The following is a 26,066-nucleotide window of genomic DNA, read 5'->3' on the forward strand; positions in this document are numbered from 1 at the left end:
ATCGGATGAGGGCGTTCGTTGTGCAGGCACGAGAATGCGGCGGCGTACGCGAGGTCGACTCCCCCACCCCCGGGCCGGGGCAGGTCGCCATCGACGTCCGGCGCGCCGGTGTCTGCGGGACCGACGTGTCGCTGTACTTCGGTGACGACGAGCGGATCCGACGAGCCCGAAGCCACCATCCGCTGCGCCTGGGCCACGAATGGGCCGGCGTCGTCTCCGCGCTCGGGCCGGGCGTCGAGGCGAGCTGGCTCGGCCGGCGGGTGACCGGCGACACCATGATCGGATGCGGACACTGCGAGCGGTGCCGGTCCGGATTTCACCACCTGTGCGAGGACCGGTACGAGGTCGGCGTCCGGCGTGACTGGCCGGGCGCGCTGGCCGAGCGCTTCGTGATGCCGGTCGACTCCCTCTTCGTCCTGCCCGAGTCGGTGACCTGGGAGATGGGTGCCCTGGTCGAACCGGGAGCCAACGCCTACCGTGCGGTGCACGCCACCCAGGCACCACCAGGCGCGCGGGTGCTCGTGATCGGGCCGGGCACCATCGGGCTGCTGTGCGCCTGGTTTGCCGACGCGGCAGGCCTCGACGTCGACATCGTCGGAGTCACGAAACCCTCCCTGGACTTCGCCCGCGAGGTCGGCATCGGCCGAGCGTCCACGATCGAGGACCTCCCCGAGACGGAGTGGGACGCGGTGATCGACGCCTCGACCGGAGCGGACGCCCCCGCCCTCGCCGTGCGGTCGGTCCGACCAGGCGGCCGGGTCGTGCTGATCGGGATCGCCGAACAGCCCAGCGAGGTCGACACCCGGGTCCTCGTCCGCAAGGAGGCCACCGCCACCGGCGTGCTCGGTGGGTCGCTCGGCCTGCAGGCGACGATCGACGCCTACGCCTCCGGCGCGGTGAACCCGCTGCCGCTCATCTCGCGGACCGTGGGACTCGAGGACCTCGACGCGCTGTTCGCCGCGGGTATGCCGCAGGTGGAGGGCCGGGGGCCCAAGACCCTCGTCGACCCCACCCGCCACTGAGCTCTTCGCCACGGCACTGGTTGCCGCCCGTGGCTGTCCGTCCTAGATGGCCTCCACCAGATCTCGGGAGAGTACGGCGACGGAAGCGGCCACAACCGCTGGGTCGCCGACACCTTCCTCCGCGCGCCCAGCCATGATCGAGCCCAGTGCGTCTGGGCCCGCAGCGAAAAGCTCGTCAAGGTAGCCGAGAGCCTGCTGCGTCGGATGGCCGGCCAACTGGTCGACATGAAGCCTCTTGATGGCTGCCGCCATGTCCGTTGTAGAGGTCGCGACAAGCAGCCGGTAGATGTCGTGGGCATCCTTGTCGTTCAGCCGCCCCGGCGTATCCCTCTTTGTCAGGCTGGTGTGAGACACCCCGAGTGAGTACGGGGGTTCCTGACCGAGGGCGGGATCGGAGATCCTTGTGCACGTGTCCCCACCACCCGACAAGCAGCCCAGGCCGTCCACCCCTCCGGCCGAAGAGACCGATCCGGCACCCCGACCGTCACGACGAGTGTTCAGCCCGGAGTACAAGCTGATGATCGTCGCCGAGTACGAGAACGCACCCAACGGCGAGAAAGGCGCGATCCTGCGCCGCGAGGGCTTGTACTCCTCCCACGTCATCGAATGGACACGGGCCCGCGACGCCGGCGCCCTGTCCGACGCGACCAACACACCAGTCCCGGCGGGCCGACCGAGGAAATCCGCCGAACAGGTCGAGTTGGAGAAACTGCGCCGCCAGAACGAGAAACTGAAATCCGAGCTGACGAAAACACGGATGGCGTTGGACATCATGGGAAAAGCGCACGCGCTCTTGGAAGGACTCTCCGAGAGCGCGGAGAACGAACCTCCGTCGAAGACGTCATGAAGGCCTCCCTCACGCAGTTGCGTGCGGCAGCGATCTCCGTGCAGAAGGCGTGTGCGCTGACCGGGATCTCCCGGGCCACCCACTACCGCCACGCCAACCCCAAGCCCGTGGTGCACGGTCCCCGGCTACCACGCACACCACGGCCGCAGACGCTGACCCAGGCCGAGCGCACCCGCGTGCTCGACCTGCTCGCGAGCCCTGCCTACGCGGACCTGGCGATCCCCCAGGTCTGGGCTCGTGAGCTGGACGAGGGCAGGTACTGGTGCTCAATGTCCACCATGTATCGGATCGCCCGCGCCGCCGGGCAGACCTCCGAGCGGCGCCGGGTAGCCACCCATCCACCACGAGTGCGACCGGAGTTGGCTGCCCGCGGCCCAAGTGAGGTCTGGTCGTGGGATATCACCGCGTTGAAAGGACCGGCCAAAGGCGTCTGGTACAAGTGTTACGTCATCCTCGATATCTTCTCCCGCTACGTCACGGGGTGGTTGGTCGCTGCAGCCGAGGACGCGGTGCTGGCCAGAGATTTCCTCACCGATGCGGTCAACCGTAACGGGGTCGAACCACACACAATCCACGCCGACCGAGGCGGGGCCATGGTCTCCAAACCCGTGTCGGAGCTACTGGTCGATCTAGGCGTCCTGCGGTCCCATTCCCGTCCCCGCACCTCGAATGACAACCCCTACTCAGAAGCCCAATTCAAAACCATGAAATACGTGCCAGACTTTCCGCAGCGATTCGGGTCCCTGCAAGACGCCCGCAACTTCTGCGACCGCTTCTTCGCGGCCTACAACCACGAGCACAGGCACTCCGGGATCGGCATGCACACCCCAGCCTCGGTGCACTTCGGCACCGCCGACCAGATCCGTATCCAGCGACAGCACACCCTCAACCAGGCCTACGCTGCGCACCCCCAACGGTTCACCCGGCGCCCCCGACCACCCCACCTTCCCGAGGTCGCCTGGATCAACCAGCCCCTCGAGCAGGAACAACCCATCCGCTAGGCACAACCTGTCTCACTTGACTTGACACCTTCCGTATCGGTCCGCTCCCCGACCTTGTGTAACTTCGCGATCAGCAGGGCAGCGGGCCCCGCCACGTGTGCTCTTACGACGCGGGTGTCACTCGGATCCAGCGCCTTGATTTGCATAGGCGTGTAATCCACTACAGCCGCTTCCAGCCCCGCAGCTCGACGTGCGACATGTTTGGCATGTGGAGGGATCCGGGCAGCACGGCGTCCACCTGGGCCTGCGCCTGCGAGTGATTCGGGAACCATCAGATCGACGGGTATACCGCGCGCGGTCACCCAGGCGCCGGGCTGGTTCGTCTCGGGGTTGGGGATGAAGTTCGCTGCCCTCAGCGCGACCTCGAGCAGCGGTTCGTTCGCCAGCACACGCTTGTCCAGGGCGAGATCACTGTCCTTGGTGGCTTCGGCCAAGGCCACGGCCGCACCTCCCGTGTGCAGATAGATCGCTTGCGCTCCGATGACAATCACCGCTTGAAGGTGATCTCGGAGTGCTTCAAGTGCGTCAAGGAGCGCTCCCCGTGCCTCCACCAGCAGGTCGGCTGCGCCACTCGGACTCATGTCTCTCCATCCAGTCAAGAAGGGCTTGACCCTCCGACGGGTTGCGGCCTGGGCCAGTGAGAAGGTCCACGGCGACCTGACTCGGGGCGGCGTACCGTATGTCGTCGACCTCCACCAGCCGGTCGAAGACTACGTTGTAGCCACCGACAGCCAAGAGAACGTTTGCTCCGGAATCGGCGACGCGAAGGCCGAGCTGATCGGCCGCATCGTTCAAGTCGTCCACGTAGAGCATTGCGGCTCGGGGTGGAGCGTATGGAGCTAGCCGATGGGCGGCCAACGATCCCGTCAGGGCGTAGCGAAGGTCGGGGTGTGATCGCAGCGTCTCGATGAGATGTGGCGCCCCTCTCGGCTCTAAGAAGCCACGGACAGCATTACTTGCCTGGAAGCCATAGTCCTGGCTCCACCTTTCCAGCACACGACGCCATTGCACGCCAGTTATGGGCCCGCGAGGCGAGCGCTCGATCAGCCCCTCGCTCTCGAGGAGGTCGGCTACTCGATAGGTAGCGCCAGTCGACACGCCGGACCTTCGCACCAGTTCCGGGAGCGTAAGTGGAGGAGCGTAGTCGACCAATGCACGAACAACCCGTGCCGCGGGAGCACCCTTGAGCGTGCCAACTGAGCGTCCTCGACCGCGCCACGGATCTCGATCTGCCCCGACATCACGGATGAACAGCGCTGGTTGTCCAAGCGCGATGCGCAGGTTTCCCGTAGCGTCCGCATAGCTGATCTTGTGGTCCTCCAGCCAGGACCTCGCCGACGAGGAAATGTAGCGTGCAGCAAAAAGCGGTGCTGAACATGCAACCTGTCGGGTAGCCGCGCTCAGCTCAGTTGCTCTGCCACCATTGGCAGGCGGCTAGTGACTACGGACTGGTTCTTGACCTCCACTACGAGGACGGCCCGGCCGCCTGGGCTTTCAAGATCCAGTAACGCGTCGACCTCATGGTCCCCGACAGTGGCGTTGAGTCTCACGGTAGGCACCGACCAGTCCGCCGGCAGACGCTCTTGCAGGAGCGCGACGACCCGGCGGATCACGTCCACTTCGCGCTCGGGAGCCATAGCTGGCACCCCCGACCTCCTCGGCGACCCCATCCCACCACCATCCAGTTTCGGGAAATTCGCAAGTTCGGCTACCAACCGAACTTGAGTTTATCCCGAACTTCCATGCCCGGTAGCAGCGGTCATGTCGCCCACCGTGTCGAACTGGATCCAGCGAACCATGACAAATGCGTCTAGACCGCCGTCGCGGACGACAGTGCTCCCACGCCGGGAAGCGGCTCGCATCCGTGCAGCGCTGCGCCAGCGGGATCGACACGGCCTGGTGGGCTCGTCGCGCCACACGTCACGACCGCTCGGCGCAGCGTTCCACGGGGAGACCTCAGACTGCAGCCCGGTGACCTGAGTAGCCTCTCGGCGGCTGTGCCACCCTGGGCAGCGCCACGATCCAGAAATTCGCTGGCGATGGCCTAGGGGGCCTGGTAGCGTCGCCGGTCTGTTTTCTGCGGCGGCTTTCCCTCCATGCGCCAAGGATCGAAACGAACCGGACCTCTCTCCGGGGCGGGACCCTGTCGATTGCTGCCAATCCTCGTTCCGCGCGTTTTCCACAGAGGAGCCCAGTGTCTCCCGTGACCGAATCCGCACCCAGCCATGCCGAAGATCCAGAACTCGAGACCGAGCGGGCCTTCCTCACCAGGGCACGCACCGCCCTCACCTACATGCACCAGGACGTCGTTGATCGCGAGACGCCGTTGATCGGCGGCGAGGACAACGACGAACGCTTCACCAACGAGTCCGCCATCCGGGCCCGATGGATGCGCGCGCAGGCCCTGGTCGACCTGCCCGACGTACCGCTGTTCTTCGGCCGGCTCGACTACGAAACCGGCACCATCGAGGACGCCACCGACCAGCTCTACATCGGGCGGCGGCACGTGCACGACGAGCTCGGCACGCCGCTCGTGATCGACTGGCGGGCGCCGGTGTCAGTGCCATTCTACCGGGCCACGCCCAGCGATCCCCAGCAGGTTCTGCGTCGGCGGCGCTACGGCTTTTCCGACGCCGCGGATCTGACCGCGTTCGACGACGAACTGCTCGACCAGGGCATCCCGTCCGGCGTCGAGGACGCGTTCCTGCGCGCCGAGATCGAGCGGCCGCGTACCGGCCCGATGCGTGACATCGTGGCGACCATCCAGCCCGAGCAGGACGATCTCGTACGTGCGCCGCTTCAGCCCTCGATCTGTGTGCAGGGCGCACCCGGGACGGGCAAGACGGCGATCGGTCTGCACCGCATCGCCTACCTGCTCTACACCGAACGCGAACGCCTCGGCCGAGGCGGCGTGGTCATCGTCGGGCCGAACCGCTCCTTCCTCTCCTACATCCGCAAGGTGCTGCCGGCCCTCGGCGAGGTCGACGTGAAGCAGACCACCGTGGACGAGCTGATCAGCCCCGATCTGGTCGCCGCCGCGGAGAATCCACGCGCCGTGGCGATCAAGGGCGACGCCCGGATGGCGGAGGTGCTGCTGCGCGCGCTGTGGTCCCACGTCGGCACCCCGACCGAGGGAGTCCTGTACGCCAAGGGCTCCCGCCGCTACCGCGTGCCCGACTACGAGGTCCAGGAGATCGTCTCCTCGCTGCGCGGCGCGACCCGGTACGCACCCGGCAGGAACGCCGTGGCGCAGCGGATCGCCCACGCCGTCCTGGTCCGGATGGAGCAGCGGGGCGAGTCTCCCGACGACCGGGTGCAGAACGCCGTGGCCAGGTCCAAGCCGGTCAAGGACCTCATCGAGGCGATCTGGCCCAGGGTCGCCCCCGAGCAGGTGCTGTTCCGGCTGCTCTCGGACGCGGAGTTCCTGGCGAGCTCGGCGGGGACGGATCTCAGCCCGCAGGAGCAGGCGGACCTGCTCTGGCCCAAGCCGTACCGCTCGTGGAAGTCGGCGAAGTGGTCCGAGGCCGACGCGGTGCTGCTCGACGAGCTCGCCGACCTCATCGAACGCCGCAGCGGCTCACTCAGCCACCTGGTGGTCGACGAGGCGCAGGACCTGTCCGCGATGCAGTTGCGCGCGCTGCACCGGCGCTGCCGTTCCGGTTCGGCGACCGTACTCGGAGACCTCGCGCAGGCCACGACGCCCTGGGCGACCGGCTCCTGGGCGGAGCTGCTCGACCACCTCGGCGTCCCCGACGCGCGGCTGGCCGAACTCGACCGCGGGTTTCGGGTACCCGCGCAGATCATCGACTTCGCCGGGCGGTTGCTGCCCGACATCGCGCCAACCCTGGCGTTGCCGACCGGGTTCCGCGAGATCCCGGGGGCGCTGCGGATCACCCCGACCGGCGAGGACGACTTCCTCGACGCGCTCGCCTCGGCCTGCCAGAAGGCGCTCGAAGGGGAAGGTTCGGTCGCCGTGATCGCCGCCGACGCCGAACTCACAGGGATCCGCGAAGGGCTCCTGCGGGCCGGGCTGGACTCCGCGCTCCTCGGCGCCACCGAGCACGCCATGGACAGCGCACGGCTGGTGTGTGTTCCGGCGATGCTCGCCAAGGGTCTGGAGTTCGACGCGGTCGTCGTGGCGGAACCGGCCCGCATCGTCGAGGCGGAACCACGCGGACTGCACCGGCTCTACGTCGTTCTCACTCGGGCGGTCACGAGCCTGCACGTCGTCCACTCCGCGCCGCTTCCCGGAGCGCTCGCGAGCTACGGCTGAGCCCGACGAAGATCAACGGAACGCACCCGTGAGCTTGGGTGGCGTTGTTAGGCTCGGCCTGCTCAAACGATCAGTATCGCGGCTCACAGCTGGCTGGACGTGGCGCCGAACGCGCTTGTCCAGCAGCGACCTCGGGGGAGGAAGCTGTATGGACTATCTGAGCATGGCGATCGTGGTGGTCGCACTCGTCGCGATCTTGCTGGCCCGGTCGGTGGTTATCGTCCCGATGCCCCACGCCGGTCTCGTCGAGCGTCTGGGGCGCTACCACCGGACTCTTCCGCCCGGGCTGTCGCTGGTCGTCCCGTTCATCGACACGCTGCGCTACAAGGTGGATCTCAGCGAACAGACGCACTCGTTCACGCCGCGCTACGTCGTCTCCAGGGACGACGAGATCGTGACGACCGAGATGCTCGTCCGTTTCCAGGTCGTCGATCCGGTGGCCGCGACCTATGAGGTCGCCAACTACGTCACGGTGTTCGACGAGCTCACGCAGAGACCGCTGGAGGACATCGTCGCTGAGATGGACCTCGAACGCGCTCTGGTCAGCGATCGGCAGATCACCGCGAAGTTGAACCGCGTCCTTCGCGACGCCGCGGCTTCGTGGGGAGTGCGTGTCAACGAGGTGGAGATCACCAGCATCCGGCACTCGCCGTCCACCCGGCAGCGGTCGACCTGAGCTGCTGACACCCATCGGCCAGACCGCCTCCGGTCAGCGCGTTGATCGGGCCAGGCACCCGGCATAGCTTCACGGCAAACGCTTTCCAACGGTAGCGACGTTGATGACGTCCGTACGGGGAGGCAGCATGCCGGCAGCACGGCTCGCGACGATGGCGGTGGTCGCCGCATCGGCGACGGCCATCGTGACGCTCCTCGCACCACCGGGGTCCGCCGCGACACAGCCGACGGCAGCGCCGGCCCACTCCCCCAGGCTGCCGGCCGAGAAGCTCGACCGCGGCATGCTCGCGGTCCCCACCGCGGACGGCATGCTGGTGAGCTGGCGGCTGCTGCCCTCCGACGACCCCGGGATCGCCTTCCACGTCTACCGGGACGGTCACCGGGTGACGAAGGAGCCGGTGTCGGAGCGCACCAACGTCGTCGACCCGGACGGCGCCCCGAGCGCGCGCTACCAGATCCGCGCCGTCGTCGCAGGGCACGAGCGCGGCATCGTCGGCCGGACGAGCGCCTGGAACGCCGACTACCTCGACATTGCGCTGGACAAGCCGTCCGGTGGTACGACACCGGACGGTGTCGCCTACACCTACAGTGCCAACGACGCGAGCGTGGGCGATCTCGACGGTGACGGCAGGTTCGAGATCGTTCTGAAGTGGGACCCCAGCAACGCCAAGGACAACTCCCAGGCCGGCTACACCGGTGAGGTGTTCCTGGACGCCTACGAGCTCACCGGCCAACGCCTGTGGCGCATCGGCATGGGCCGCAACGTCCGGGCCGGCGCGCACTACACGCAGTTCCTCGTCTACGACGGCGACGGCGACGGCAGGGCCGAGATCGTCGCGAAGACCGCCGACGGTACGCGGGACGGACGGGGCGTGGTCATCGGCGACCCGGGGGCCGACTACCGCAATGCGGACGGGTACGTGCTCGACGGGCCGGAGTACCTCAGCGTCTTCGACGGGGCGACCGGTCGCGCGCTCGCGACAACACCGTACGAACCGCCACGGGGCGACGTCTGCAACTGGGGTGACTGCTACGGCAACCGGGTTGACCGGTTCCTCGCCGGGGTCGCCTATCTCGACGGGCGGCGTCCGAGCTTCGTCATGGCGCGGGGCTACTACACCCGGACTGTGCTCGTCGCCTACGACTGGCGGGACGGGAAGCTGACCCGGCGCTGGACCTTCGACAGCGACCAGCCGGGCAACGAGAGCTACGCCGGCCAGGGCAACCACAACCTCAGTGTCGGCGACGTCGACGAGGACGGCCGGGACGAGATCGTCTACGGCGCGATGGCGCTGGACGACGACGGTACGCCGCTCTACAACACCGGGCTCGGTCATGGCGACGCGATGCACCTGGGCGATCTCGACCCGACCCGTCCGGGCCTGGAGGTCTTCCAGGTGCATGAGAACCGCACCTCACCGTATGGGATCGAGTTCCGCGACGCGAGCTCCGGCGACACGGTGTGGGGAGTCTCCACCGGACAGGACACAGGTCGCGGGCTCACCGGCGACGTCGACCCCGCCTACCCCGGTGAGGAGGCTTGGGCCAGTGCCGGCGGGATCGGTGGTCTCTTCAGCGCGCGGGGCCAGCTGATCTCCACCGCGCTCCCACCGGCCAACTTCGCGATCTGGTGGGACGGCGACCTCGGTCGGGAGATCCTCGACCACACCTACGACGCGGCGATCGGCGCCGGAACGCCCTACATCGGCAAGTGGGACCTGCAGACCCAGACGACCACCAGGCTGCTGGAGGCGGCGGGCACCCTGTCGAACAACAGCACGAAGGGCAACCCAGCCTTGCAGGCCGACCTGCTCGGCGACTGGCGGGAGGAGGTGCTGTGGCGGACGGCGGACAGCACCGCGCTACGGCTGTTCGCGACGCCATACCCGTCGGCGTACCGGTTTCCCACGCTGATGAGCGATCCGGTCTACCGGCTCGGCATCGCCTGGCAGAACGTCGCCTACAACCAGCCGCCGCACCTGAGCTACTTCCTCGGTTACGAAACGAGCGGTCGATGAACCGCTGAGGTTCACCGAACACGAACGGTAGAAACGACAGAGAGGAACAGCCCCCATGCACATCGATCTCGCGGGACGCGTCAGCATCGTCACCGGTGCCGCGCGTGGGATTGGCCGCGATCTTGTCCTTCGACTCGCGGACGAGGGCGTCACCACGGTCGCGATCGACATCAACGCGGAAGGTCTCGCCTCACTGGGTGAGGAACTCGCGAAGCTCGACGTACCCTCCAGCCAGCTCGTCTGTGACGTCACCGACGCCGACCGGATCCAGGAGGTGGTGGAGGAGACGCTGCAGCAGTACGGGCGTATCGACGTCCTGGTCAACAACGCGGGTGTGGTCGCGGGCGGCGCGGTCGACACGCTGGCGGAGGAGCGGTGGCGCCACTGCCACGACGTCAACCTCACCGGAACGTTCCTCATGTGCCGGGCGGTCATCCCGACGATGAAGAAGCAGCGTGCCGGTCGGATCATCAACGCGTCGTCCTTCGCCGCGATCATCCCGTCGATCGGCGGTGCGGCCTACGCCTCGTCCAAGGCGGCGGTGGCGCACTTCACCCGTGAGATCGCCGGCGAACTCGGACCGTGGGGCATCACCGCGAACGCCTACGCGCCGGGCATGGTCCCCACCCAGATGAACCACTTCGCCGAGCGCTCGCCGGAGCAGCAGGAACGGCTGAAGGACATGCTGACGATCCGTCGTTGGGGATCGACCGAGGACATCGCGAACCTGGTCTGCTTCCTCGCCTCCGACCAGGCCAACTACATCACCGGGACGCTCGTGGACGTGAGCGGAGGTAAGTTCGCCACCCAGGCTCCGCACCTGGCCTACGACCGCGCGGACCTGTGAGCGTGTCGACGAAGCCTCCGCGGCGTCTGCCGCGGAGGCCTTGGGGCGTGGGCATCTGAGCCTCTTGCCGACGCGAGCAGTCGACAGCCAGGTGGGAAGCGATGCCGGGGGTTGGGTCATGTCCTACTCGGCCGGCTCCGTCAGCCGCTCCAGCCGGGTCCAACCGGCCCAGCCACGCTTGCGCAGCAGTTCCAGCAGCCGCTCCGCTCCCGGGTTGGACTCGACGGGAAGTGCGTCCAGGAGACTGATCGCCAGGTCGTCGTGCGCCGCCTCGCCGAGGTCGACCTCGCCGGCGGTGTATGCCTGCTCGGCCAGGCCGGCCATGACGTCGGCGACTTCCTCCAGACGCGGGTCGTCCAAGCCTGGATCGCTTTCGAGGATCTCCGAGAGGAGACGATAGAGCCGAACGAGTTGGGGGTCGTCGAGCTGCCGGAGTTTCCAGGGCATCACCTCGCGGATGTGATCGGGCCAGCAGGCCGCGACCAGGATCCACCCGTCCCGCTCAGCCTCCACCATCCGCTCTGACGCCCCGATCTCCCGAAGCCGATCGAGATAGGAGGTCACCTCCGGTGGGAGCGCGAGACTGTCCCCGGCGGTGAGCTGCGCGATCTGTTTGCGGCTGGTCTCAAGCCGTTCGATCTCGTCGCGCAGGTGGCTGTCGATCCTTTCGACCGCATCGGCAAAGGTCGATGCGTCGGCTTTGAGCATCTGACGGATCTGCGACAGCGGCACGCCCGCGTTGGCGAGGGTGCGGATCTTGACGAGGGACACGACTGCCAGTGCGCCGTACCGCCGGTAACCCGACGCATCCCGCTCCGGCTCGGGCAGGAGCCCGATCTGGTGATAGTGGCGCACCGCCCGCACCGTGACGCCGGCATACGCCGCCAGTTGACCGATCGTCAGCATGCGCTCATTCTGCCCTCGACTCACCGCGATCCGGTCTCCGTCGGCTCAGGAGATCCTGCGACGGTAGGAGATGGTGGCGAAGACGTAGGCCGCGACGAGGATGCCGACGCACCAGGCGAGGGCGGTCCAGATGTCGCCGACCGGCTGCTGGGTGAGCAGGTCGCGGATCGTGTTGACGATGGAGGTCACCGGCTGGTGTTCGGCGAAGGCGCCCACGGGGCCGGGCATGGTGTCGGTGGGCACGAAGGCGGAGCTGATGAACGGCAGGAAGATGAGCGGGTAGGCGTACGCGCCCGCGCCGTCCACGCTCTTCGCGGTGAGGCCGGGGATGACAGCGATCCAAGTCAGCGCGAGGGTGAACAGGATGAGGATGCCGGCGACCGCGAGCCAGGCCAGCACTCCCGCACCCGAGCGGAAGCCCATGACGAGGGCGACGAGCACGACGACGACGAGTGAGATCACGTTGGCGACCAGCGAGGTCAGCACGTGCGCCCACAGCACGCCCGATCGGGCGATCGGCATGGAGTGGAATCGCTCGAAGATTCCGCCCTGCATGTCGGTGAAGAGGCGCAGTGTGGTGTAGGAGATGCCCGACGCGATGGTGATGAGCAGGATGCCGGGAAGCATGTAGTTCACATACGAGACCGATCCGGTGTCGATCGCGCCGCCGAACACGTAGACGAACAGCAGCATCATGGCGATCGGGGTGATCGCGGTCGTGATGATGGTGTCCAGGCTGCGTGTGACATGGCGCAGGGTCCGTCCGGTGAGGACAGCGGTGTCGCCCAGGAAGTACGTGGCCATGGTTGTTCCTTACTTCTTGGTCGACATGGTCAGGCGGTCTTGGCTGCCCTTGTCGGTGTCGCCGTTCGGGTCGTCTTCGCCGGCTTCGCCGACGACTGCGAAGAAGACGTCCTCGAGCGAGGGCTGCTTCTCCACGTATTCGGCCTGGGCGGGCGGGAGCAGGGCTTTGAGCTCGGCCAGGGTGCCGTTGACGATGATCCGACCCTGGTGGAGGATCGCGATCCGGTCGGCGAGCTGTTCGGCCTCGTCCAGGTACTGCGTCGTGAGCAGCACGGTCGTGCCGCCCTCAGCGAGTTTCTTGACGGCCTGCCACACCTCGATGCGCGCCTCCGGGTCCAGTCCGGCCGTCGGCTCGTCAAGGAAGATGACCGACGGATTCCCGATGAGACTCATCGCGATGTCCAGACGGCGGCGCATGCCACCGGAGTACGTCGCGACCCTCCGAGTACCGGCCTCGGTCAGGGAGAAGCGCGCCAGTAGGTCATCCGCGATCGCGCCCGGGTCCTTGAGGTGCCTCAGCCTGGCGACCAGGACGAGGTTCTCCCGCCCGTTGAGGATCCCGTCGACCGCCGCGAACTGCCCGGTGAGACTGATGGACTCGCGTACGCCGGCGGCCTGCTTCGCGACGTCGAAGCCGTTGACTCGGGCAGTCCCGGTGTCGGCCCTGAGCAACGTGGCCAGGATCCTCACGACCGTGGTTTTGCCCGCCCCGTTCGAGCCGAGCAGGGCGAAGATGCTGCCCCTCGCCACCTCGAAGTCCACGCCGCGCAGCACCTGCAGTTGCTTGTAGGACTTCTCAAGGCCCTGTACGTGGATCGCAGGACCCTGGACCTGATTGGTTGTCGAAGCGAAGCTCATGACAGTCAGCATGGAGGGCTGACGTAGCGTCAGGGTCAAGGCCGCTGGGCCGATAATTCGTCCACTCAGCTGGTACGGGCTTCGTAGACGAACAGCTCGGTCCCGGCCGGGTCCTCGCCGTCGTCGGGTGCGGCGAGGAGGCGCAGGGTGTCGTCGACGACCTCGAGCGCGACCGGGTTTCGGGTCAGCACGTGACCGGCGGTGGAGAAGTGTGGGAACGGGATCTGGTGCAGGATCCGGTCGTCGCGCAGGTCGCGGAGAGCGAGCCCGCCCAGTTCGTGGCGGCGACCGTCGGGGCCGGGTAGCACGGTGATGCCGGAGCAGATCTGCTTGCGCCAGCCGGCGTAGGAGCAGTCCTGGTAGTCGATCAGGTGGTCCTCGTTCGCCCGGCTGCGCAGCAGGCTGCCGTCCGGGGTCCAGGTGTGCAGGGTGCGGGCGCCCCAGCTCATGCCGTGCAGGTCGCCGGTGACGCGGTCGCGGACGATCGCGCCGACGTGGTCGGCGACCTCAAACGCGGTGGTGACGTCGTAGGTGTGGGGGTCGAAGCGGCAGACCAGCGCGCGGCTGTTCGGACGGTACTCCGCGACCGGCACCCACACCGTCTCACCGTCGAAGTCGACTCCGCCGGGGTGGTAGATGGTGTCGGCGCCGACTCGGACGTCCTTGTGCAGGTTTCCCTGCCGGTCCAGGACGAGCAGGTGTCCGATCCCGCTGCCGGGGGTGCGGTCGTGCCCGTCGACGGGCTCGGGTTGGCGCACCGGGGATTGGGTCACCTCGACGGTCGACAGCACGATCCGGTCGCCGACGAGGGTCATCCCCTGCGGGTGGTGGGTGGGGAAGCGCAAGGGGATCTTGGCGGCGAGCCGCCAGGGTGTCGAGCGGGTCGTTCGCGCGAACGCGACCGTGACGGAGTCGTCGTCGGGCGCCGGTCCGGACCTCTGGAGGGCCTGTTTGTCGGTCACGCGGACTCCTCTCCCGCCGGTCGGTCGACCGCGGTCGTCGCGGGTTCTCGCCTGCCCGTCGGCGCGGCCCCTCGGCGGCTCGGCGGCTCGTCAGGTCCGGCGGGCGCGGGCACGGCGCTTGCCCTCGTGCATCGCCTGCACCCGGGCGACCGGGATGGTGTGGCCTTCCTCGATGAGGTCGGAGCTGATCCGCTGCGGTTCGGGCAGCTGGTCGGCCCACGGGTCACGGTCGCCGATCAGTTCCGGCACCGAGTGGATGGTGAAGTCGGCGGGGGTCACGTCGTCCAGGTTGTCCCAGCCCACGGGGTAGGACACGGGGGTGCCGGGGCGGATGCGTGGGCTGTAGATGGCGGCCACCGTCGCCCCGCCGGCCCGGGTGGAGTCGAGGAACACCTTGCCCTCGCGGTCCTCCCGGATGAAGGCGGTGGTGGCGAGGGCAGGGTCCAGCCGTTCGGCTCGCACGGCGACGGCCCGGGTGGCGGCGGCGACGTCCCAGGTCGTCGCGCCCTCGGTGAGTGGGACGAAGACGTGCAGCCCCTTGGAGCCGCTGGTCTTGACCGCGGAGTCCATGCCGGCGTCGGCCAGAGCCTGCCGGACCAGCCGTGCCGCGCCGACAGCGAGGTGGAACGCGTCGGGGGTTGGCGGGTCGAGGTCCATCACGAGGTAAGTCGGGCGGTCCAGGTGCTCGACCCGCATCAGGGTCGGGTGGTATTCGATGGCCCGCTGGTTGGCGAACCACAACAACGTGCGGCGGTCGTCGCACAGGGCGTAGGAGACCTCGCGTTTGGAGCTCTCCGCCCACATCTTGATCGTGCGCACCCACGGTGGGGTGTATTTCGGGACGTTCTTCTGCATGAAGGGGTTCTGACCGCGCAGCACCCGGATCACCGACAGCGGCCGGCCGGCGAGCTCGGCGATGATGCGGTCACCAACCGCGTCGAGGTAGTCGACGAGGTCCCGCTTGGTCGCCTCGGCGCCGTCGAACAGCGGCTGGTCGAGGTTGGTCAGCGAGACACCGTCCCGCTCTTCGCCGCCGCTCATCAGGCCACCTTCGCCTCGCCGTTCGCCTCTGACGTCATCACCCCGAGCCTATGGGCTACCGCCGACGGGGAGGCCCACATCGAGGGCCCAGCATCGATGATCTCGACCAGGCGGGCCCGGAGATGACCGCGCACAGGCCTGGTCGCCTCTACCAGTCGGGCCTCGGCGGCAATCGTGGGCCGCGGGAGGACGGGGAGTCGAACAACTCGCGTTCAAGGTCACGTCGCGGTGACCCCGGAGTGAACCACCGTGAACATCCACCTGGGATTCCGCCCGGGTTCTCCGGACGAAGCGATCCCGTGGTCCCACCGCCGGGTGGTGGGGCCACGGGATCGTGTACGCCGTCAGGCCCGTGACGCGAAGGGCCTGGGTGGTAGGAACGGCCGGGAGGGCTCAGGCCTCCTGGACGCCGGGGACGCCGTCCTCGACCACGTAGGAGGCGCGGGTGCTGACCGGAGCGCCCTCACGGGTGACGTAGGGCACGACCCGGAAGTCCGAACGCCAACGGTCCTTGTTGACGTTCACCCGGACGTAGCCGCGCTGGTTGTTGAAGAACTTCATGTGCGGGTTGGCGGCGAGGAAGGTGCGGCCACCGTCGTCGATGTCCGCCCCGTCTCCACCGCTGGTGATGGAGGTGCCGACGAACTCGCTGCCCACCGTCGGGGAGTCGGGGTCGGCGTAGTCCTTCTTGAGGTCCCAGGCGTAGTTCTGGTGCCGGTCACCGGTGATCACGACGAGGTTGCGGACGTCGCGGTCGACGGCGGCGGCCAGGACCTTGTTGCGGTCGGCCACGTAGCCGTCCCACGGGTCGAGGAACACCAGCGTCTCCGGGCCCGGGTCCTGGTCGGTCTGGCCCATCGCGACCTGGTTGCCGATGGCCTGCCACTGGGCGCGGGAGCTCGAGAAGCCGTCCACCAGCCAGTTGAACTGCTCCTCGCCCAGCAGGGTCCGGTTGGGGTCGAGGCGGTCGGTGCAGTCGGCGGAGGAGCCGTCGCCGCAGGGCTGGTCGTCGCGGTACTGGCGGGTGTCCAGGATCGTGAAGTCGGCGAGCTTGCCGTACCTGAGCCGACGGTGCAGGCGGATGTCCGGGCCGGAGGGCAGCTGCGCGTGCCGGAACGGCTGGTTCTCATACAGCGCCTGGAAGGCGGCGGCCCTGCGCTGCTTGAAGACCTCGGGGTCCTGGTCAGGCTCGTTGTCGGCCTGGGACAGGTCGCCGGCCCAGTTGTTCTCGACCTCGTGGTCGTCGATCGTGACGATCCACGGGAAGCGGGCGTGCGCCTCCCGCAGCGGCGCCTCGGACTTGTAGAGGGCGTACTGCAGCCGGTACCGGGCGAGGTCGAAGGTCTCGGTGGCGAACTTCGGGTCGACGGTCACGCCGCGCTTGTTGTTGGCGACGCCGGACTCGTAGAGGTAGTCACCGAGGTGGACGACGAGGTCGAGGTCCTCCTCGGCCATGTGGGCGTAGGCGTTGTAGTAGCCGTCCTGCCAGGCCTGGCAGGAGGCGAACGCGAAGTTCAGCTCCTTCGGCGAGGACGAGGGCGGAGGGGTCGTCTTGGTGCGGCCCACCGGGGAGATCTCGCCGCCGGTGCGGAACCGGTAGAAGTACTCGCGGTCGGGAGCCAGGCCGTTGATCTCGGGGTGCACGGAGTGGCCGAGTTCCGGGGTCGCGACCGCCCGACCGTGGCGGATGATCTTGCGGAACCGGTCGTCGGTGGCCACTTCGTACTCCACCCGCACCGCCTTCGGCTCCATGCCGCCGGCGCCGTCTGCCGCGAACGGGTCGGGGGCCAGCCGGGTCCACAGCACCACGCCGTCGTGGGTGGGATCACCGGAGGCGATGCCGAGGGTGAAGGGGTTCGCGCCCTTGAGGCGGGCGGCGGAAGCGATGTTCTCGGTGAACGCCCCGGTGCCGAGCATTACCGCGGCGGCACCGGCGCCGCCGTAGCCGAGGAACCGTCGCCGGGACAGGGATGGGCCACGCGTGACCATGTGATCCTCCGGTAGTGGGGGTAACGCCAACCGGAAAGATTGGGCGGAGCGGCTGGACGGCAGGCCGCAGCCGGGTGACTCCCGGGTGAAGATCAGTGTTCGCCGGCCGGGCTCGGCATCTCACGATGCGTGACCGGCTCCGGGGGCGTCGGGTCCCGGGGTTTGATCCCTCGTCGTCGCGGAGCGATGGACCCCAGAGGTCTTCTGCCGCGGCCGTGATCAGGTCGAGCGCTTCGCCCACGCGGTCGCCGTGGGTGCGGTGCACGAGGATGCACAGGCGGATCGTCTGCCTGCCGGCGATGACGGTGCTGGCGAGCAGCACCCGCCGCGAGGCGTTGACCCGGTCCAGCAGGTGGCGGGTGGCCCGGTCGGCTTCCTCGGCGGCGGCGGTCCCGGTGGCCCGGGGGCGGACCCGAAACGCCACGGTGGTCAGCTCCGGCCGCCACGGGACTTCCAACGCGGGGACGGTCGACAGCTTGTCGTGGGCATGCTCGGCAAGGTCGAGCTTCTCCTCCAGTGCGTCCCGGAACGCTGTGACGCCGTGCAGGTGCAGGGGAAGCCAGGCGCGCAGGCCGCGCACCTCGCGGGAGAGTTCCGGCCCCATCCGGGCGTAGGTCGGGAGCCCGTCGGTGGTGCCGATGTCCTGCAGGTAGCCGGCGTCACCCGCGTGGGCGGCGTAGAGGGTGGCCGGGTCGCGGACGACGAGGGCGCCGGTGCCGTAGGGGATGAAGAGGGACTTGTGCGGGTCCAGCGTGACGGAGTCGGCGCGCTCGGTGCCGGCCAGTCGGCGGCGGCCGCGGTTGGTGAGCCGGAAGAAGCCTCCGCAGGCGGCGTCGACGTGGAACCAGAGGTTCTCCTGCTCCGCCAGGTCGGCCATGGCGGGCAGTGGGTCCACGCAGCCGGTGTTCGTGGTGCCGGCGGAGCCCACCAGCAGGAAGGGGTGCAGCCCGGCGGCGCGGTCGCTTCGGATCATTGCCGCCGCGGCGTCGACGTCCATCCGCAGGTCGTCGTCGCTGGGCACGATCCGGACGCCTCGCGCGGGGATGCCGGCCAGTCGGGCGGCCTTGGCCACCGAGTGGTGGGTGGACTCGGTGATGTAGAGGGTTCCCGACCGCAGGTCCTCACCCAGGTGGGCGTGGCGGGCGGCGACGACCGCGGAGAAGGTGGCCATGGATCCGCCGCTCGTCAGCAGGCCGGTGCTCCCGGCGGGGAGCCCGCAGACGTCCTGGGCCGCCCAGCGCAACACGCTCTCCTCCAGCGCCGACAGTGCCGGTGACTGGAAGGCGAGGCTGCCGAAACGGTTGGTGGCGCGGTTGTAGAACTCCGCGAGCGCGGCGGTGTAGAGGCCGCCGCCGGGCACGTACGCCATCATGCCGGGGCCGGCGATCTCGTGGGCGTGGTCGACGGCTCGGTCGACCCGGTCCAGGAGTTCTCTCAGGTCGCCGGGCTTCTCCGGTGGCGGAGCGAGGAACTCCCGCACCAGCGTCGCCGTGTCGCGATCGGCCACTCCGTTGGCCGGGCGGTCACGGAGTCCGGCGACGAAGTCGAGGACATGGTCGAGGACGAGGGTGCCCATCTCTGCCATCTCGGCGCGCCCGGGCTCCAGGGGAAACTGACTCATGGGTCTACACGCCGACTTTCGGGGTGCTCAGGGTGACCAGGTGGGAGGTGGATCACCACCATCCTCGCCAGCGCCAGTGGCACGGATGACCGCCAAGCGAACGCCTCAGGTGTGGGCGAATGACATCTTCGCCGCGGCCGCGGGCCGGCGCCCGGCGCGGCCGAGGGACCTGGATCCCCCGGCCGCGCCGGCTGGTCCGCGCGCGTGGGCCCGCGCGTCGGTCGAGGCCTACTCGATGAAGTACTGCTCGGGCCGGGTCATGCCCGGGGTCAGGCAGGTCACCGAGTCGCGCATCGTCTTCGGAACGTTGTGGAAGTTGTTCTTGACGACGCCGTAGCCGTTCATCGGCAGGCTGATACCGATCACGAAGAACATGTCGGCGTCGATCTCGAGGATCTGCTTCATCAGGGCCTGCTGCCTGGCCTCGTCGGGTTCGGACTTGACCTGGTCATAGAGCGCCAGCGTCCGGGCCACCGCCTCGGGCGGCTTCTGCCCGGTCGCGCCGCGGGAGTTGTACCACGCGCGCCAGGGTGGGCCGGGTGTGATCGTCCCGTCGATCGGCAGGTACCACATGGGGCGCAGCAGCACGTCGGCGTCCAGGCCGAGTTCGCCCTCCCACATCTGGATGTCGAACTCGTTGGCCTCGGAGCGTTCGAGCCACAGTGACCGGTCCTGTGCCTGCGGGCTGATCTCGACACCGACGGCCTTCCAGTACTGCTTGAGCAGGTCGGCCACGTCGGCCCACTGCGGCGTCCAGGAGGTGACGAACGTGACCTGGGCCGAGATCCGTTTCCCGGACGGGCCGAGGCGGTAGCCGGCGGAGTCGCGCTGGGTGTAGCCGGCGCGGTCGAGGAACTGGTTGGCCAGGTCGGGGTCGTACTCGAGGTACTGCGTGGCGAGCCGCTCGTTGTAGAAGACCGACTCCTTGCGTGGGCTGATCTGCCAGGGCTGTCCCTGCCGCTGGAATACGATCTTGATGATCTCCTCGCGGTTGATCGCGTGGGACAGGCCGATCCGGAAGTTCTTGTTGTTGAAGACCTCCCGCTTGACCGGGTCCTTGTGGGTGAGGTTGAACGCGATGACGGTGGTGTTCATCGACGTGGGCACGGTTTCGAAGAACTTGTAGTCGCCGCTTTCGCGGTTGCGGGACAGAACAGGCTTGTTCTTCGGTTTGCCGATGGTTCTGTTCTGCATGTCGATGTCGCCGTCCATCGCCTTCAGCAACATCACCTCGGCGTCGCCGACGATGGAGAAGTCGACCCGGTCGAGGTAGGGCAGCTGCCGACCGTCCGGATCGACCTTCCAGTAGTAGGGGTTGCGTTCGACGACTGCGCGGGTGCCGCTCTCCCCGAGCGGCTGGACGGTCCGCCAGGCGTACAGCGTGGGACAGTCCGGGTTCATGTACGCCTCGCCGGTACCGACACCGAAGCCCGCCTTGGACCCGAACAGTTTCATCCAGTCCCCGGCCTTCTCCTGCTGGACGAGGGTGTCGATGTCGGGGTTGTACTTCTTGTGGAAGCGTTGCAGGTAGTGCTTGGGGAAGCGGACGAAGGTGCCGGAACTGGCGGCCTGCCGCATGAGGAAGAGGCCGTCTGGATGCTCGTAGACGAACCTGACGGTGTGGTCGTCCACCTTCTCCGCGGTTGCCGGGTTGTCCGGCTCGTACGGTGAGAGCTCGCGGTTGTTGACGAGGTCGTTTTGGTAGAAGACGACGTCATCGGCGGTGAAGGGCTGGCCGTCGGACCACTTGATGCCCTGGCGGAGCCGCACGGTGTGCGTCCTGCCGTCCTCGCTCTTCTCGTAGGACTCCGCGACGTTGGGAATGATCTTCTTGAAGTCCGGGTCCCAACGGAACAAGCCCTCATAGCCGATGGTCCGGTCCATCCACACCGCGTCCGCGACGCCGAGGAGGGCGGTGTGCCAGGTGCCGCCGTAGACGCCGGGACGTTCGGTCGGGGTGATCACGAGCGGTTTGGCGGGTATCCGTTCCGCCAGTGGCGGAAGGTCGCCGCTCTTCACCAGCTTCGCGAGCATCGGCGCTTCCTTGGCGTTCGCGTCCCGCCCGCTCTCGGCGCCGTCCTCACCGGCCCGCTTGGGGGCGGTGGACAGGTCGCACCCGGTGAGGGACGCCGTGGTCAGGAAGGCGGCCGCACCACCCAGGCCGAGGAATCCACGTCGCGGTAGCTTTCCACCGTTGAGCGTCATGCGCTCCACCTCATGTTGTGCCGTGGGGTTGTCGTTCTCCGTTGGAAGGCACTGTGACGGTGCGCTGGGATCGCTTCCATAGCCAATACCGCCGAAATGGCATCTAGTAGGACTTTGTCATGTCGATCATGGTGGGGCGAGTGCTTCGATGTGGTCGATGGTGACTTCTTGTCGGCAGGTGGGGCATGCGCCGGCGATGAGGGCGAGCACGATTTGTAGCTCGTGTACGACTGCGTACAAGCTCAGGCCGGCGCATCCTGTTTTGGGTCGAGTCTGACCATGGTGCAGAAAGCTTGGGCGATCGCGACGAGTGTGACGTGGCGGTTCCAGCCGGTCCAGGAGCGTCCTTCGAAGTGGTCGAGTCCGAGCCCGGTTTTCAGTTCGCGGTAGTCATGTTCGATCCGCCACCGGATCTTTGCCAGGTCGACGAGCTGATCGATCGGTGTGTCGGCAGGCAGGTTAGAAAGCCAGTAGTCGGTAGGCTCGTTCGCCTCATCGGGCCATTCGACCAGCAGCAGCTTCGCCGGCAAGGTCCCATCGTCTGCGCGAGGGATGTCGCGGTTGGCCGGACGTACCACGAACACCGCGAACTTCGAGGTCATGGCAGCACTCGGATTACCTTTCGTTTTTCTGGTCCCCTGCCGCCACGCCACCTCCTGGTAGGCATCGCGGCCGGCCGCCATGGCGATCTCGCGCAGACTCGATGCCGGCTTCGGGTAGTGGGGCTTGGGACGTCTGCCACGACCACCGTTACGTGGCGGTCTCACCGGCTCCGCTTCGCCGGGGTGGGCGCTGGTGCCGGCTTTGAGTGCGACCACATAGTCCAGACCACGTTCTTCCACGCCGAGCCGGAACCTGGTGCAATCCCCATATCCGGCATCGGCAACGACGGGAAGCCTCGGCGACCCCCATTCGGTCTGCTCATCAAGCATGTCCAGCGCGAGCCGCCACTTCTCGACATGCCTCACGTCGTCAGGGACTTTGGATTCGGCTCGCTTCCGGCGGACCTTCTCGGCCTGCTCAGGATCATCCCAGGCCTTGTCGTCCCAGCTTTCCGGGCAGAACAACCGCCAGTCGACCGCCGCCGAGCAGGTGTCGTTGACCGCGTGAACACTCACCCCGATCTGGCAGTTGGCGGTCTTGCCCAACGTCCCGGAATACTGCCAGGCCACACACGCCGAGGCAGGCCCGTCCTTGGGGAATCCGGTGTCGTCGATCACGTATGCCCGCGGCCCAATCGCCTGCGCAGCCCACGAGCTCAACCTGCGCCGCACCGCGGTGAAATCCCATGTCGAGGAGGTGACGAACTGCTGCAACCGCTGATGATCCACACCCAGCCGCTCCGCCATCGGCTGCATCGACTTACGCCGACCATCAGTCAACAGGCCACGCAGATACAACTCACCCGTGGCACGCTGATCCGAACGCGCAAGACAACCCAGCATGTCGGCTGCGAACTCGCCAAGCCTCGGCCGCAACTCCGCTATCTGATCAGGAGTCATGCACCGACCATGTCAGAACATCAACCACAGAACACGAAACGACACACCTAACAAAGTACTACTAGTGCGCTGGCCGTAAGGGGCGACCGAGCCCGGTGACCGACCAGGCGGCGGCGACCAGGGGACGGCGTAGATCGGTGCGTCGGATACACGCGCCGATGGTGAGTTCACCGGGACTGGACGCGGTGGAGTCGGCGTGGAGTCGGTGGCGGAGGCTGCAGTGCTGGAGGACAAGGTCGGGGATGATGCCGGTGCCGTAGTCGAGCGCGACCAGGGTGAGCAGGGCTTCGTGTCCGTCGGCCTCGGCGGCTATGCGGGGTGTGATGCCGAGGCGGCGAAACCACCGGTTGGCGATCTCCCGGACCAGGCCCTGCCGGGGGAGCACGAACGGCTCGTCGGGAGCCGGCAGAAGCTCGCCTGATCGGGGTGGGTCGGCTCGGACGAGGACGAGGGGGGTGCGAGCAACGGGGCGGGCGAGGAGAGTGGCCGGAATACGGGAGGGCAGGGCCGCGACGGCGAGATCCGCCTCGCCTTCGTCGAGGAGTGCGAGGGCGGCCGCGGCGTCACCGGTCCGGACGGATATCTGAACGCGTGGATGGGATGTTCGCAGAGGTGCAAGCAGGTCGGGCAGGAGGCCCTGGCAGGCCGTGACCGAGGCGAACACGCGTAGGTGGCCGCTGAGCCCCTCCTCTGCGAGGTCGTCGTCGCAGTAGCGGTCCCACAGGTCCAGGGCTCCGGTCGCGTAGGTGCGGAAGCGGTGGCCGTGCTCGGTCAGCGCGACGCCGTGCGGGCCGCGGTCGAGCAGGCGATGCCCGGTAGCGGCCTCCAGCCGCTGCACGGTCCGAGACAACGTGGCGGGGCTGACGTGGCAGTCTGCCGCGGTTCGGGTGAAGTTCAGCGAGGAGGCCAAGTGAAGGAAAAGCCGGTACTGGTCGTGGTCCTGCATCTTTCACCTTCCGGAACGCCATGCTGCAGATGTTGCGGTTGCCGCCTGAACGGCACGGACCCTACTAATGGGTCATGCCACGAAGCGACACCACCACCCCGCGCCCCGCATGGTCCTTCCGCGAGTACGAACCCGTCGGCGTCGATCTGGGCAGCCCCGCGGCCGTTTCTGCCTACGACCGCAACCAGGGCACCGATCCTGACGCTGACGACGCGTTGCTCGACCGTCTCGGCGTCACCGCCGGCACGCGCCTGGTCGACCTGGCGTGCGGCACGGGCTCCCTGGTGGTTCAGGCGGCGCGACGCGGGGTCGAGGCGCACGGCGTGGACGTTTCGGAGGAGATGCTCGCCTTTGCCGAGGCCACCGCGGAACGGGCTGATGTCAGCGCACACTGGCACCGGGCCGGATTCCTGGACTACGACCATCGCGGCCGGCTCGCGGACGTCGTGACCACCAGGTCGGCCCTGCACCAGCTTCCAGACTTCTGGAAGCAGCAAGCCCTCCTCAATGCCGCCGCCATGCTCCGTCCGAGCGGAACCTTCTACCTGTGGGACGTCATCTTCAGTTTCGAGCCAGCCGAGTCCGCAGAGCACCTGCACCGGTGGATCGCCACCGCCGCACGCCCCGAGGGGCAGGGCTTCACCAGGGCCGACTTCGAGGCGCACGTGCGCGAGGAGTTCTCCACCTACGCCTGGATCCTGGAGGGCATGCTGGACCAAGCGGGCTTCGACATCCTCTCCCGTGCGTTCCCCGCCCCGACGCATGGCGAGTTCGTCTGCCGCCGCCGTTAGTCGCGGCCGTTCAGGCACATTTGGGACGGTAGCCCCCTGGGAGGCAGGGGGCTACCGGAGCGGGCAGGCTCAGTTCTCCCCGATGACCTGACGGTCGGGGGTGGAGAAGGAGATGACGAAGATGGCCACGTCGGTGCCGACGTTGCGGGCGTTGTGGAACACGCCCTGCGGGATGCTGATCGTGTCGCCGGCGTTCATCCGTACGGTTTCGTCGTCGAAGCTGTGGTCGATCGTTCCCTGCAGGACGTGGAGGATCTCGTCACAGTTGGGGTGGTAGTGCCGGGGATTCTCCATTCCTGGCTCGATATAGCACCTGCCCAGCGTCATCGTCGTGGAGTTGCCGAGCTTCCCCGACACCATCCAGACAAGGCGTCCCCAGTCGGTCTTCTCCGTCTCGTGGGTGTGGGTACGGGCGAGGGCCGTGGCCAGGTCCGGCATCAGGCGTCTCCGTTTCGTTGGTCAGCGTGTGCTGAGTCAGCGTGTGATCAGTCTGCGTGTGATCAGTCTGCGTGTGGTGAATCGGCGTTTCGTGAGTCGGTGTTTCATGAGTCGATGTTTCGTGAGTCGGCGTTCGGTGAGTCAGCGTGTGGTCAGTCGGCATCGGGTTGGTCGGGGAGCTTCTCGTCCAGCGGCAGGTCCACCGCCGTGCCGGCGGGCACGGTCCGGTAGGCCTCGAACAGTCGCATGATGGCGAGCGCGTCGTCCAGCGTGCCCTTGGTCGGTGCGGTGTCGGTACGGACGCTGTCGCAGAAGTGCAGGATCTCCGGCACGTACCCGAGGTAGAAGAGGTTCTTGTTGTAGAGCTGGCCGAGGGAGAACTCCGGCTCCCAGCGCAGCGGTGCGTGTTCCTCGTCGACGACGTAGGAGGGCGACCGGCCGTACCCGAGCCGCGCGCCACGTCGGTAGTAGGTGAGCCGGACGCTGTTGTCCACCACGATGTTGGCGCCCTGTCCGATCACCTCGACGCGTTCGAGGGGGCTGGTCGCGGAGCTGCCGGCGGCGAGGTTCAGGGTGCCGATCGCGCCGGAGGCGAAGCGCAGCGAGGCGGTGGTCCCGCCGGAGACGGGCTCCCACTCGTAGCTGAACCTGCTCACCTCGCCCATCAGGTAGTGCAGGACCGCGCCCGGGTGGTAGATGTGGTCGAGGAAGCCCCGCATCGCACGCAGGTCGTGGCGTTGTTCGAACGGCGGGAGGCTCTGCGGGTAGCGCACGGTGACCGAGGAGACGTCACCGAACTCCGGCGAGGAGATGATCTGCTTCGTGCGTTCCATCGCCGGGGTGAAGATTTTCTTGAGCCCGGTCATCACGAAACGGTTCGCCGCGACGGACGCCTTCTGGAGTTGGCGAATCTCGGTCACCGAGGCGGCGGTGGGCTTCTCCATCCAGACATGGACGCCGGCCTCGAGACAGTCCAGGGCGAGGTCGGTCGCCTGGACCCTGCCGTCCTCGGCGTAGGAGGTGACGATGAAGACCGCTTCCGGCTTCTCCTTCTCCAGCATCTCGTGATGGTTGGAGTAGGAGCGGGCCGCACCGAACTGGCGTGCGTAGTCCTGCGCCCGCTTGGCGTCGATGTCACAGACGGCGCGCAGATCGACAGGTGCGTACTGGAAGGACGGATAGACGTTTCGATAGGAGTGACCGCCCGCGCCGATGAACGCGACCGGGATGCGATCCTCGTATTCGAATTGGTAGGTGATGTGGTTCACCACGAAGCCCACTCCTTGCTCGACAGGCCAACTCCGGGCATTTGTTCAACAG

General features: G+C 67.6%; 24 protein-coding genes and 1 pseudogene. 8 read left to right on the forward strand and 17 right to left on the reverse strand.

The annotated features are described in order from the left end of the window. Positions 1-5 precede the first annotated feature (5 nt). A complete protein-coding gene (locus tag HEB94_RS00080; RefSeq protein WP_192748055.1) occupies positions 6-1,022 on the forward strand; it encodes a zinc-dependent alcohol dehydrogenase in 1,017 nt (338 codons plus the stop codon). 42 nt (positions 1,023-1,064) lie between these two features. On the opposite strand, the gene HEB94_RS00085 is transcribed toward HEB94_RS00080, so the two are convergent. Beyond that, positions 1,065-1,376, reverse strand: coding sequence for a hypothetical protein (locus tag HEB94_RS00085; RefSeq protein WP_192748056.1), 312 nt, complete (start codon positions 1,374-1,376; stop codon positions 1,065-1,067). Positions 1,377-1,539: 163 nt separating this feature from the next. Between HEB94_RS00085 and HEB94_RS00090 the strand changes: the two genes are divergently transcribed. Further along, positions 1,540-1,869 carry a hypothetical protein gene (locus tag HEB94_RS00090; protein ID WP_192748057.1) on the forward strand — a complete coding sequence of 110 codons (330 nt, stop codon included), beginning with the start codon at positions 1,540-1,542 and terminating at the stop codon, positions 1,867-1,869. After that, the gene (locus tag HEB94_RS00095) at positions 1,866-2,870 is read left to right on the forward strand and encodes an IS3 family transposase (protein ID WP_192748058.1); all 1,005 of its coding nucleotides are present in this window, start codon (positions 1,866-1,868) and stop codon (positions 2,868-2,870) included. Before HEB94_RS00090 ends, HEB94_RS00095 begins: the two co-directional genes overlap by 4 nt. Here HEB94_RS00095 and HEB94_RS00100 read toward each other — a convergent pair. From HEB94_RS00100 to HEB94_RS00110, 4 genes and pseudogenes are all read right to left on the reverse strand, one after another. Further along, on the reverse strand, positions 2,867-3,361 hold the full coding sequence (locus HEB94_RS00100) for a GSU2403 family nucleotidyltransferase fold protein (protein WP_337917399.1): 495 nt from the start codon (positions 3,359-3,361) through the stop codon (positions 2,867-2,869). The genes HEB94_RS00095 and HEB94_RS00100 overlap by 4 nt on opposite strands. A 34-nt stretch (positions 3,362-3,395) precedes the next feature. Then, a complete protein-coding gene (locus tag HEB94_RS49965; RefSeq protein WP_238363309.1) occupies positions 3,396-3,683 on the reverse strand; it encodes a hypothetical protein in 288 nt (95 codons plus the stop codon). A 231-nt stretch (positions 3,684-3,914) separates the two neighbouring features. After that, positions 3,915-4,274 (reverse strand): annotated as a pseudogene (locus tag HEB94_RS54090) (helix-turn-helix domain-containing protein); the annotation flags it as partial. After that, the gene (locus HEB94_RS00110; RefSeq protein ID WP_192748061.1) at positions 4,271-4,507 is read right to left on the reverse strand and encodes a nuclease-related domain-containing protein; all 237 of its coding nucleotides are present in this window, start codon (positions 4,505-4,507) and stop codon (positions 4,271-4,273) included. The gene HEB94_RS00110 and the pseudogene HEB94_RS54090, both read right to left, overlap by 4 nt. A gap of 566 nt (positions 4,508-5,073) precedes the next feature. Between HEB94_RS00110 and HEB94_RS00115 the strand changes: the two genes are divergently transcribed. The 4 genes from HEB94_RS00115 to HEB94_RS00130 all read left to right on the forward strand — a co-directional run bounded on the left by HEB94_RS00115 (position 5,074) and on the right by HEB94_RS00130 (position 10,683). Beyond that, on the forward strand, positions 5,074-7,143 hold the full coding sequence (locus tag HEB94_RS00115) for a helicase domain-containing protein (RefSeq protein ID WP_192748062.1): 2,070 nt from the start codon (positions 5,074-5,076) through the stop codon (positions 7,141-7,143). A gap of 148 nt (positions 7,144-7,291) precedes the next feature. Further along, complete coding sequence (locus HEB94_RS00120; RefSeq protein WP_192748063.1) at positions 7,292-7,819, forward strand: SPFH domain-containing protein; 528 nt, start codon at positions 7,292-7,294, stop codon at positions 7,817-7,819. A 127-nt stretch (positions 7,820-7,946) separates the two neighbouring features. Further along, the gene (locus tag HEB94_RS00125) at positions 7,947-9,836 is read left to right on the forward strand and encodes a rhamnogalacturonan lyase (protein ID WP_202896019.1); all 1,890 of its coding nucleotides are present in this window, start codon (positions 7,947-7,949) and stop codon (positions 9,834-9,836) included. Positions 9,837-9,891: 55 nt separating this feature from the next. Further along, positions 9,892-10,683, forward strand: a complete 792-nt coding sequence (locus HEB94_RS00130; protein ID WP_192748064.1) for an SDR family NAD(P)-dependent oxidoreductase — start codon at positions 9,892-9,894, stop codon at positions 10,681-10,683. A gap of 123 nt (positions 10,684-10,806) precedes the next feature. Here the strand turns inward: HEB94_RS00130 and HEB94_RS00135 are convergent, their stop codons facing one another. The 10 genes from HEB94_RS00135 to ilvY all read right to left on the reverse strand — a co-directional run bounded on the left by HEB94_RS00135 (position 10,807) and on the right by ilvY (position 23,517). After that, entirely contained in the window at positions 10,807-11,589 is a 783-nt protein-coding gene (locus HEB94_RS00135) for a helix-turn-helix domain-containing protein (RefSeq protein WP_192748065.1), read from the reverse strand. A gap of 45 nt (positions 11,590-11,634) precedes the next feature. Further along, the gene (locus HEB94_RS00140) at positions 11,635-12,393 is read right to left on the reverse strand and encodes an ABC transporter permease (protein ID WP_192748066.1); all 759 of its coding nucleotides are present in this window, start codon (positions 12,391-12,393) and stop codon (positions 11,635-11,637) included. Between the two features lie 9 nt (positions 12,394-12,402). After that, positions 12,403-13,251 carry an ABC transporter ATP-binding protein gene (locus tag HEB94_RS00145; RefSeq protein WP_192748067.1) on the reverse strand — a complete coding sequence of 283 codons (849 nt, stop codon included), beginning with the start codon at positions 13,249-13,251 and terminating at the stop codon, positions 12,403-12,405. 65 nt (positions 13,252-13,316) lie between these two features. Continuing rightward, entirely contained in the window at positions 13,317-14,213 is an 897-nt protein-coding gene (locus HEB94_RS00150; protein WP_192748068.1) for a DUF6454 family protein, read from the reverse strand. Positions 14,214-14,303: 90 nt separating this feature from the next. After that, entirely contained in the window at positions 14,304-15,254 is a 951-nt protein-coding gene (gene ligD, locus HEB94_RS00155; protein WP_192748069.1) for a non-homologous end-joining DNA ligase, read from the reverse strand. A 393-nt stretch (positions 15,255-15,647) separates the two neighbouring features. After that, entirely contained in the window at positions 15,648-17,171 is a 1,524-nt protein-coding gene (locus HEB94_RS00160) for an alkaline phosphatase D family protein (protein ID WP_238361366.1), read from the reverse strand. Then, complete coding sequence (locus tag HEB94_RS49970; protein WP_238361367.1) at positions 17,080-18,864, reverse strand: pyridoxal phosphate-dependent decarboxylase family protein; 1,785 nt, start codon at positions 18,862-18,864, stop codon at positions 17,080-17,082. The genes HEB94_RS00160 and HEB94_RS49970 overlap by 92 nt, the downstream gene beginning before the upstream one ends. Positions 18,865-19,092: 228 nt before the next feature. Beyond that, the gene (locus HEB94_RS00170) at positions 19,093-21,069 is read right to left on the reverse strand and encodes an ABC transporter substrate-binding protein (RefSeq protein WP_192748071.1); all 1,977 of its coding nucleotides are present in this window, start codon (positions 21,067-21,069) and stop codon (positions 19,093-19,095) included. Between the two features lie 242 nt (positions 21,070-21,311). Beyond that, a complete protein-coding gene (locus HEB94_RS00175; protein ID WP_192748072.1) occupies positions 21,312-22,571 on the reverse strand; it encodes an IS701 family transposase in 1,260 nt (419 codons plus the stop codon). A 61-nt stretch (positions 22,572-22,632) separates the two neighbouring features. After that, the gene (gene ilvY / locus HEB94_RS00180; protein ID WP_192748073.1) at positions 22,633-23,517 is read right to left on the reverse strand and encodes an HTH-type transcriptional activator IlvY; all 885 of its coding nucleotides are present in this window, start codon (positions 23,515-23,517) and stop codon (positions 22,633-22,635) included. 74 nt (positions 23,518-23,591) lie between these two features. Between ilvY and HEB94_RS00185 the strand changes: the two genes are divergently transcribed. Beyond that, positions 23,592-24,308 carry a class I SAM-dependent methyltransferase gene (locus HEB94_RS00185; protein WP_192748074.1) on the forward strand — a complete coding sequence of 239 codons (717 nt, stop codon included), beginning with the start codon at positions 23,592-23,594 and terminating at the stop codon, positions 24,306-24,308. Positions 24,309-24,377: 69 nt separating this feature from the next. Here the strand turns inward: HEB94_RS00185 and HEB94_RS00190 are convergent, their stop codons facing one another. Next, entirely contained in the window at positions 24,378-24,746 is a 369-nt protein-coding gene (locus HEB94_RS00190; RefSeq protein ID WP_192748075.1) for a cupin domain-containing protein, read from the reverse strand. A gap of 152 nt (positions 24,747-24,898) precedes the next feature. Continuing rightward, complete coding sequence (locus HEB94_RS00195) at positions 24,899-26,017, reverse strand: Gfo/Idh/MocA family protein (protein WP_337917403.1); 1,119 nt, start codon at positions 26,015-26,017, stop codon at positions 24,899-24,901. Positions 26,018-26,066 lie beyond the last annotated feature (49 nt).

This window comes from Actinopolymorpha pittospori (assembly GCF_014873875.1).
Lineage (GTDB): Bacteria > Actinomycetota > Actinomycetes > Propionibacteriales > Actinopolymorphaceae > Actinopolymorpha > Actinopolymorpha pittospori.

Excerpts from the sequence above, each read along its gene's own strand:
- HEB94_RS00095 (WP_192748058.1), top strand. The coding sequence starts at position 1,866 with ATGAAGGCCTCCCTCACGCAGTTGCGTGCGGCAGCGATCTCCGTGCAG.
- ligD (WP_192748069.1), bottom strand. The coding sequence starts at position 15,254 with ATGAGCGGCGGCGAAGAGCGGGACGGTGTCTCGCTGACCAACCTCGAC.
- ilvY (WP_192748073.1), bottom strand. The coding sequence starts at position 23,517 with ATGCAGGACCACGACCAGTACCGGCTTTTCCTTCACTTGGCCTCCTCG.
- HEB94_RS00120 (WP_192748063.1), top strand. The coding sequence starts at position 7,292 with ATGGACTATCTGAGCATGGCGATCGTGGTGGTCGCACTCGTCGCGATC.
- HEB94_RS00125 (WP_202896019.1), top strand. The coding sequence starts at position 7,947 with ATGCCGGCAGCACGGCTCGCGACGATGGCGGTGGTCGCCGCATCGGCG.
- HEB94_RS00090 (WP_192748057.1), top strand. The coding sequence starts at position 1,540 with ATGATCGTCGCCGAGTACGAGAACGCACCCAACGGCGAGAAAGGCGCG.
- HEB94_RS00175 (WP_192748072.1), bottom strand. The coding sequence starts at position 22,571 with ATGACTCCTGATCAGATAGCGGAGTTGCGGCCGAGGCTTGGCGAGTTC.
- HEB94_RS00130 (WP_192748064.1), top strand. The coding sequence starts at position 9,892 with ATGCACATCGATCTCGCGGGACGCGTCAGCATCGTCACCGGTGCCGCG.
- HEB94_RS00135 (WP_192748065.1), bottom strand. The coding sequence starts at position 11,589 with ATGCTGACGATCGGTCAACTGGCGGCGTATGCCGGCGTCACGGTGCGG.
- HEB94_RS00190 (WP_192748075.1), bottom strand. The coding sequence starts at position 24,746 with ATGCCGGACCTGGCCACGGCCCTCGCCCGTACCCACACCCACGAGACG.
- HEB94_RS00145 (WP_192748067.1), bottom strand. The coding sequence starts at position 13,251 with ATGAGCTTCGCTTCGACAACCAATCAGGTCCAGGGTCCTGCGATCCAC.
- HEB94_RS49970 (WP_238361367.1), bottom strand. The coding sequence starts at position 18,864 with ATGAGTCAGTTTCCCCTGGAGCCCGGGCGCGCCGAGATGGCAGAGATG.
- HEB94_RS00170 (WP_192748071.1), bottom strand. The coding sequence starts at position 21,069 with ATGACGCTCAACGGTGGAAAGCTACCGCGACGTGGATTCCTCGGCCTG.
- HEB94_RS00140 (WP_192748066.1), bottom strand. The coding sequence starts at position 12,393 with ATGGCCACGTACTTCCTGGGCGACACCGCTGTCCTCACCGGACGGACC.
- HEB94_RS00185 (WP_192748074.1), top strand. The coding sequence starts at position 23,592 with ATGCCACGAAGCGACACCACCACCCCGCGCCCCGCATGGTCCTTCCGC.
- HEB94_RS00080 (WP_192748055.1), top strand. The coding sequence starts at position 6 with ATGAGGGCGTTCGTTGTGCAGGCACGAGAATGCGGCGGCGTACGCGAG.
- HEB94_RS00110 (WP_192748061.1), bottom strand. The coding sequence starts at position 4,507 with ATGGCTCCCGAGCGCGAAGTGGACGTGATCCGCCGGGTCGTCGCGCTC.
- HEB94_RS49965 (WP_238363309.1), bottom strand. The coding sequence starts at position 3,683 with ATGCTCTACGTGGACGACTTGAACGATGCGGCCGATCAGCTCGGCCTT.
- HEB94_RS00160 (WP_238361366.1), bottom strand. The coding sequence starts at position 17,171 with ATGCTCGGCACCGGGGCGTTCACCGAGAACATCGCTTCCGCCGCCCGC.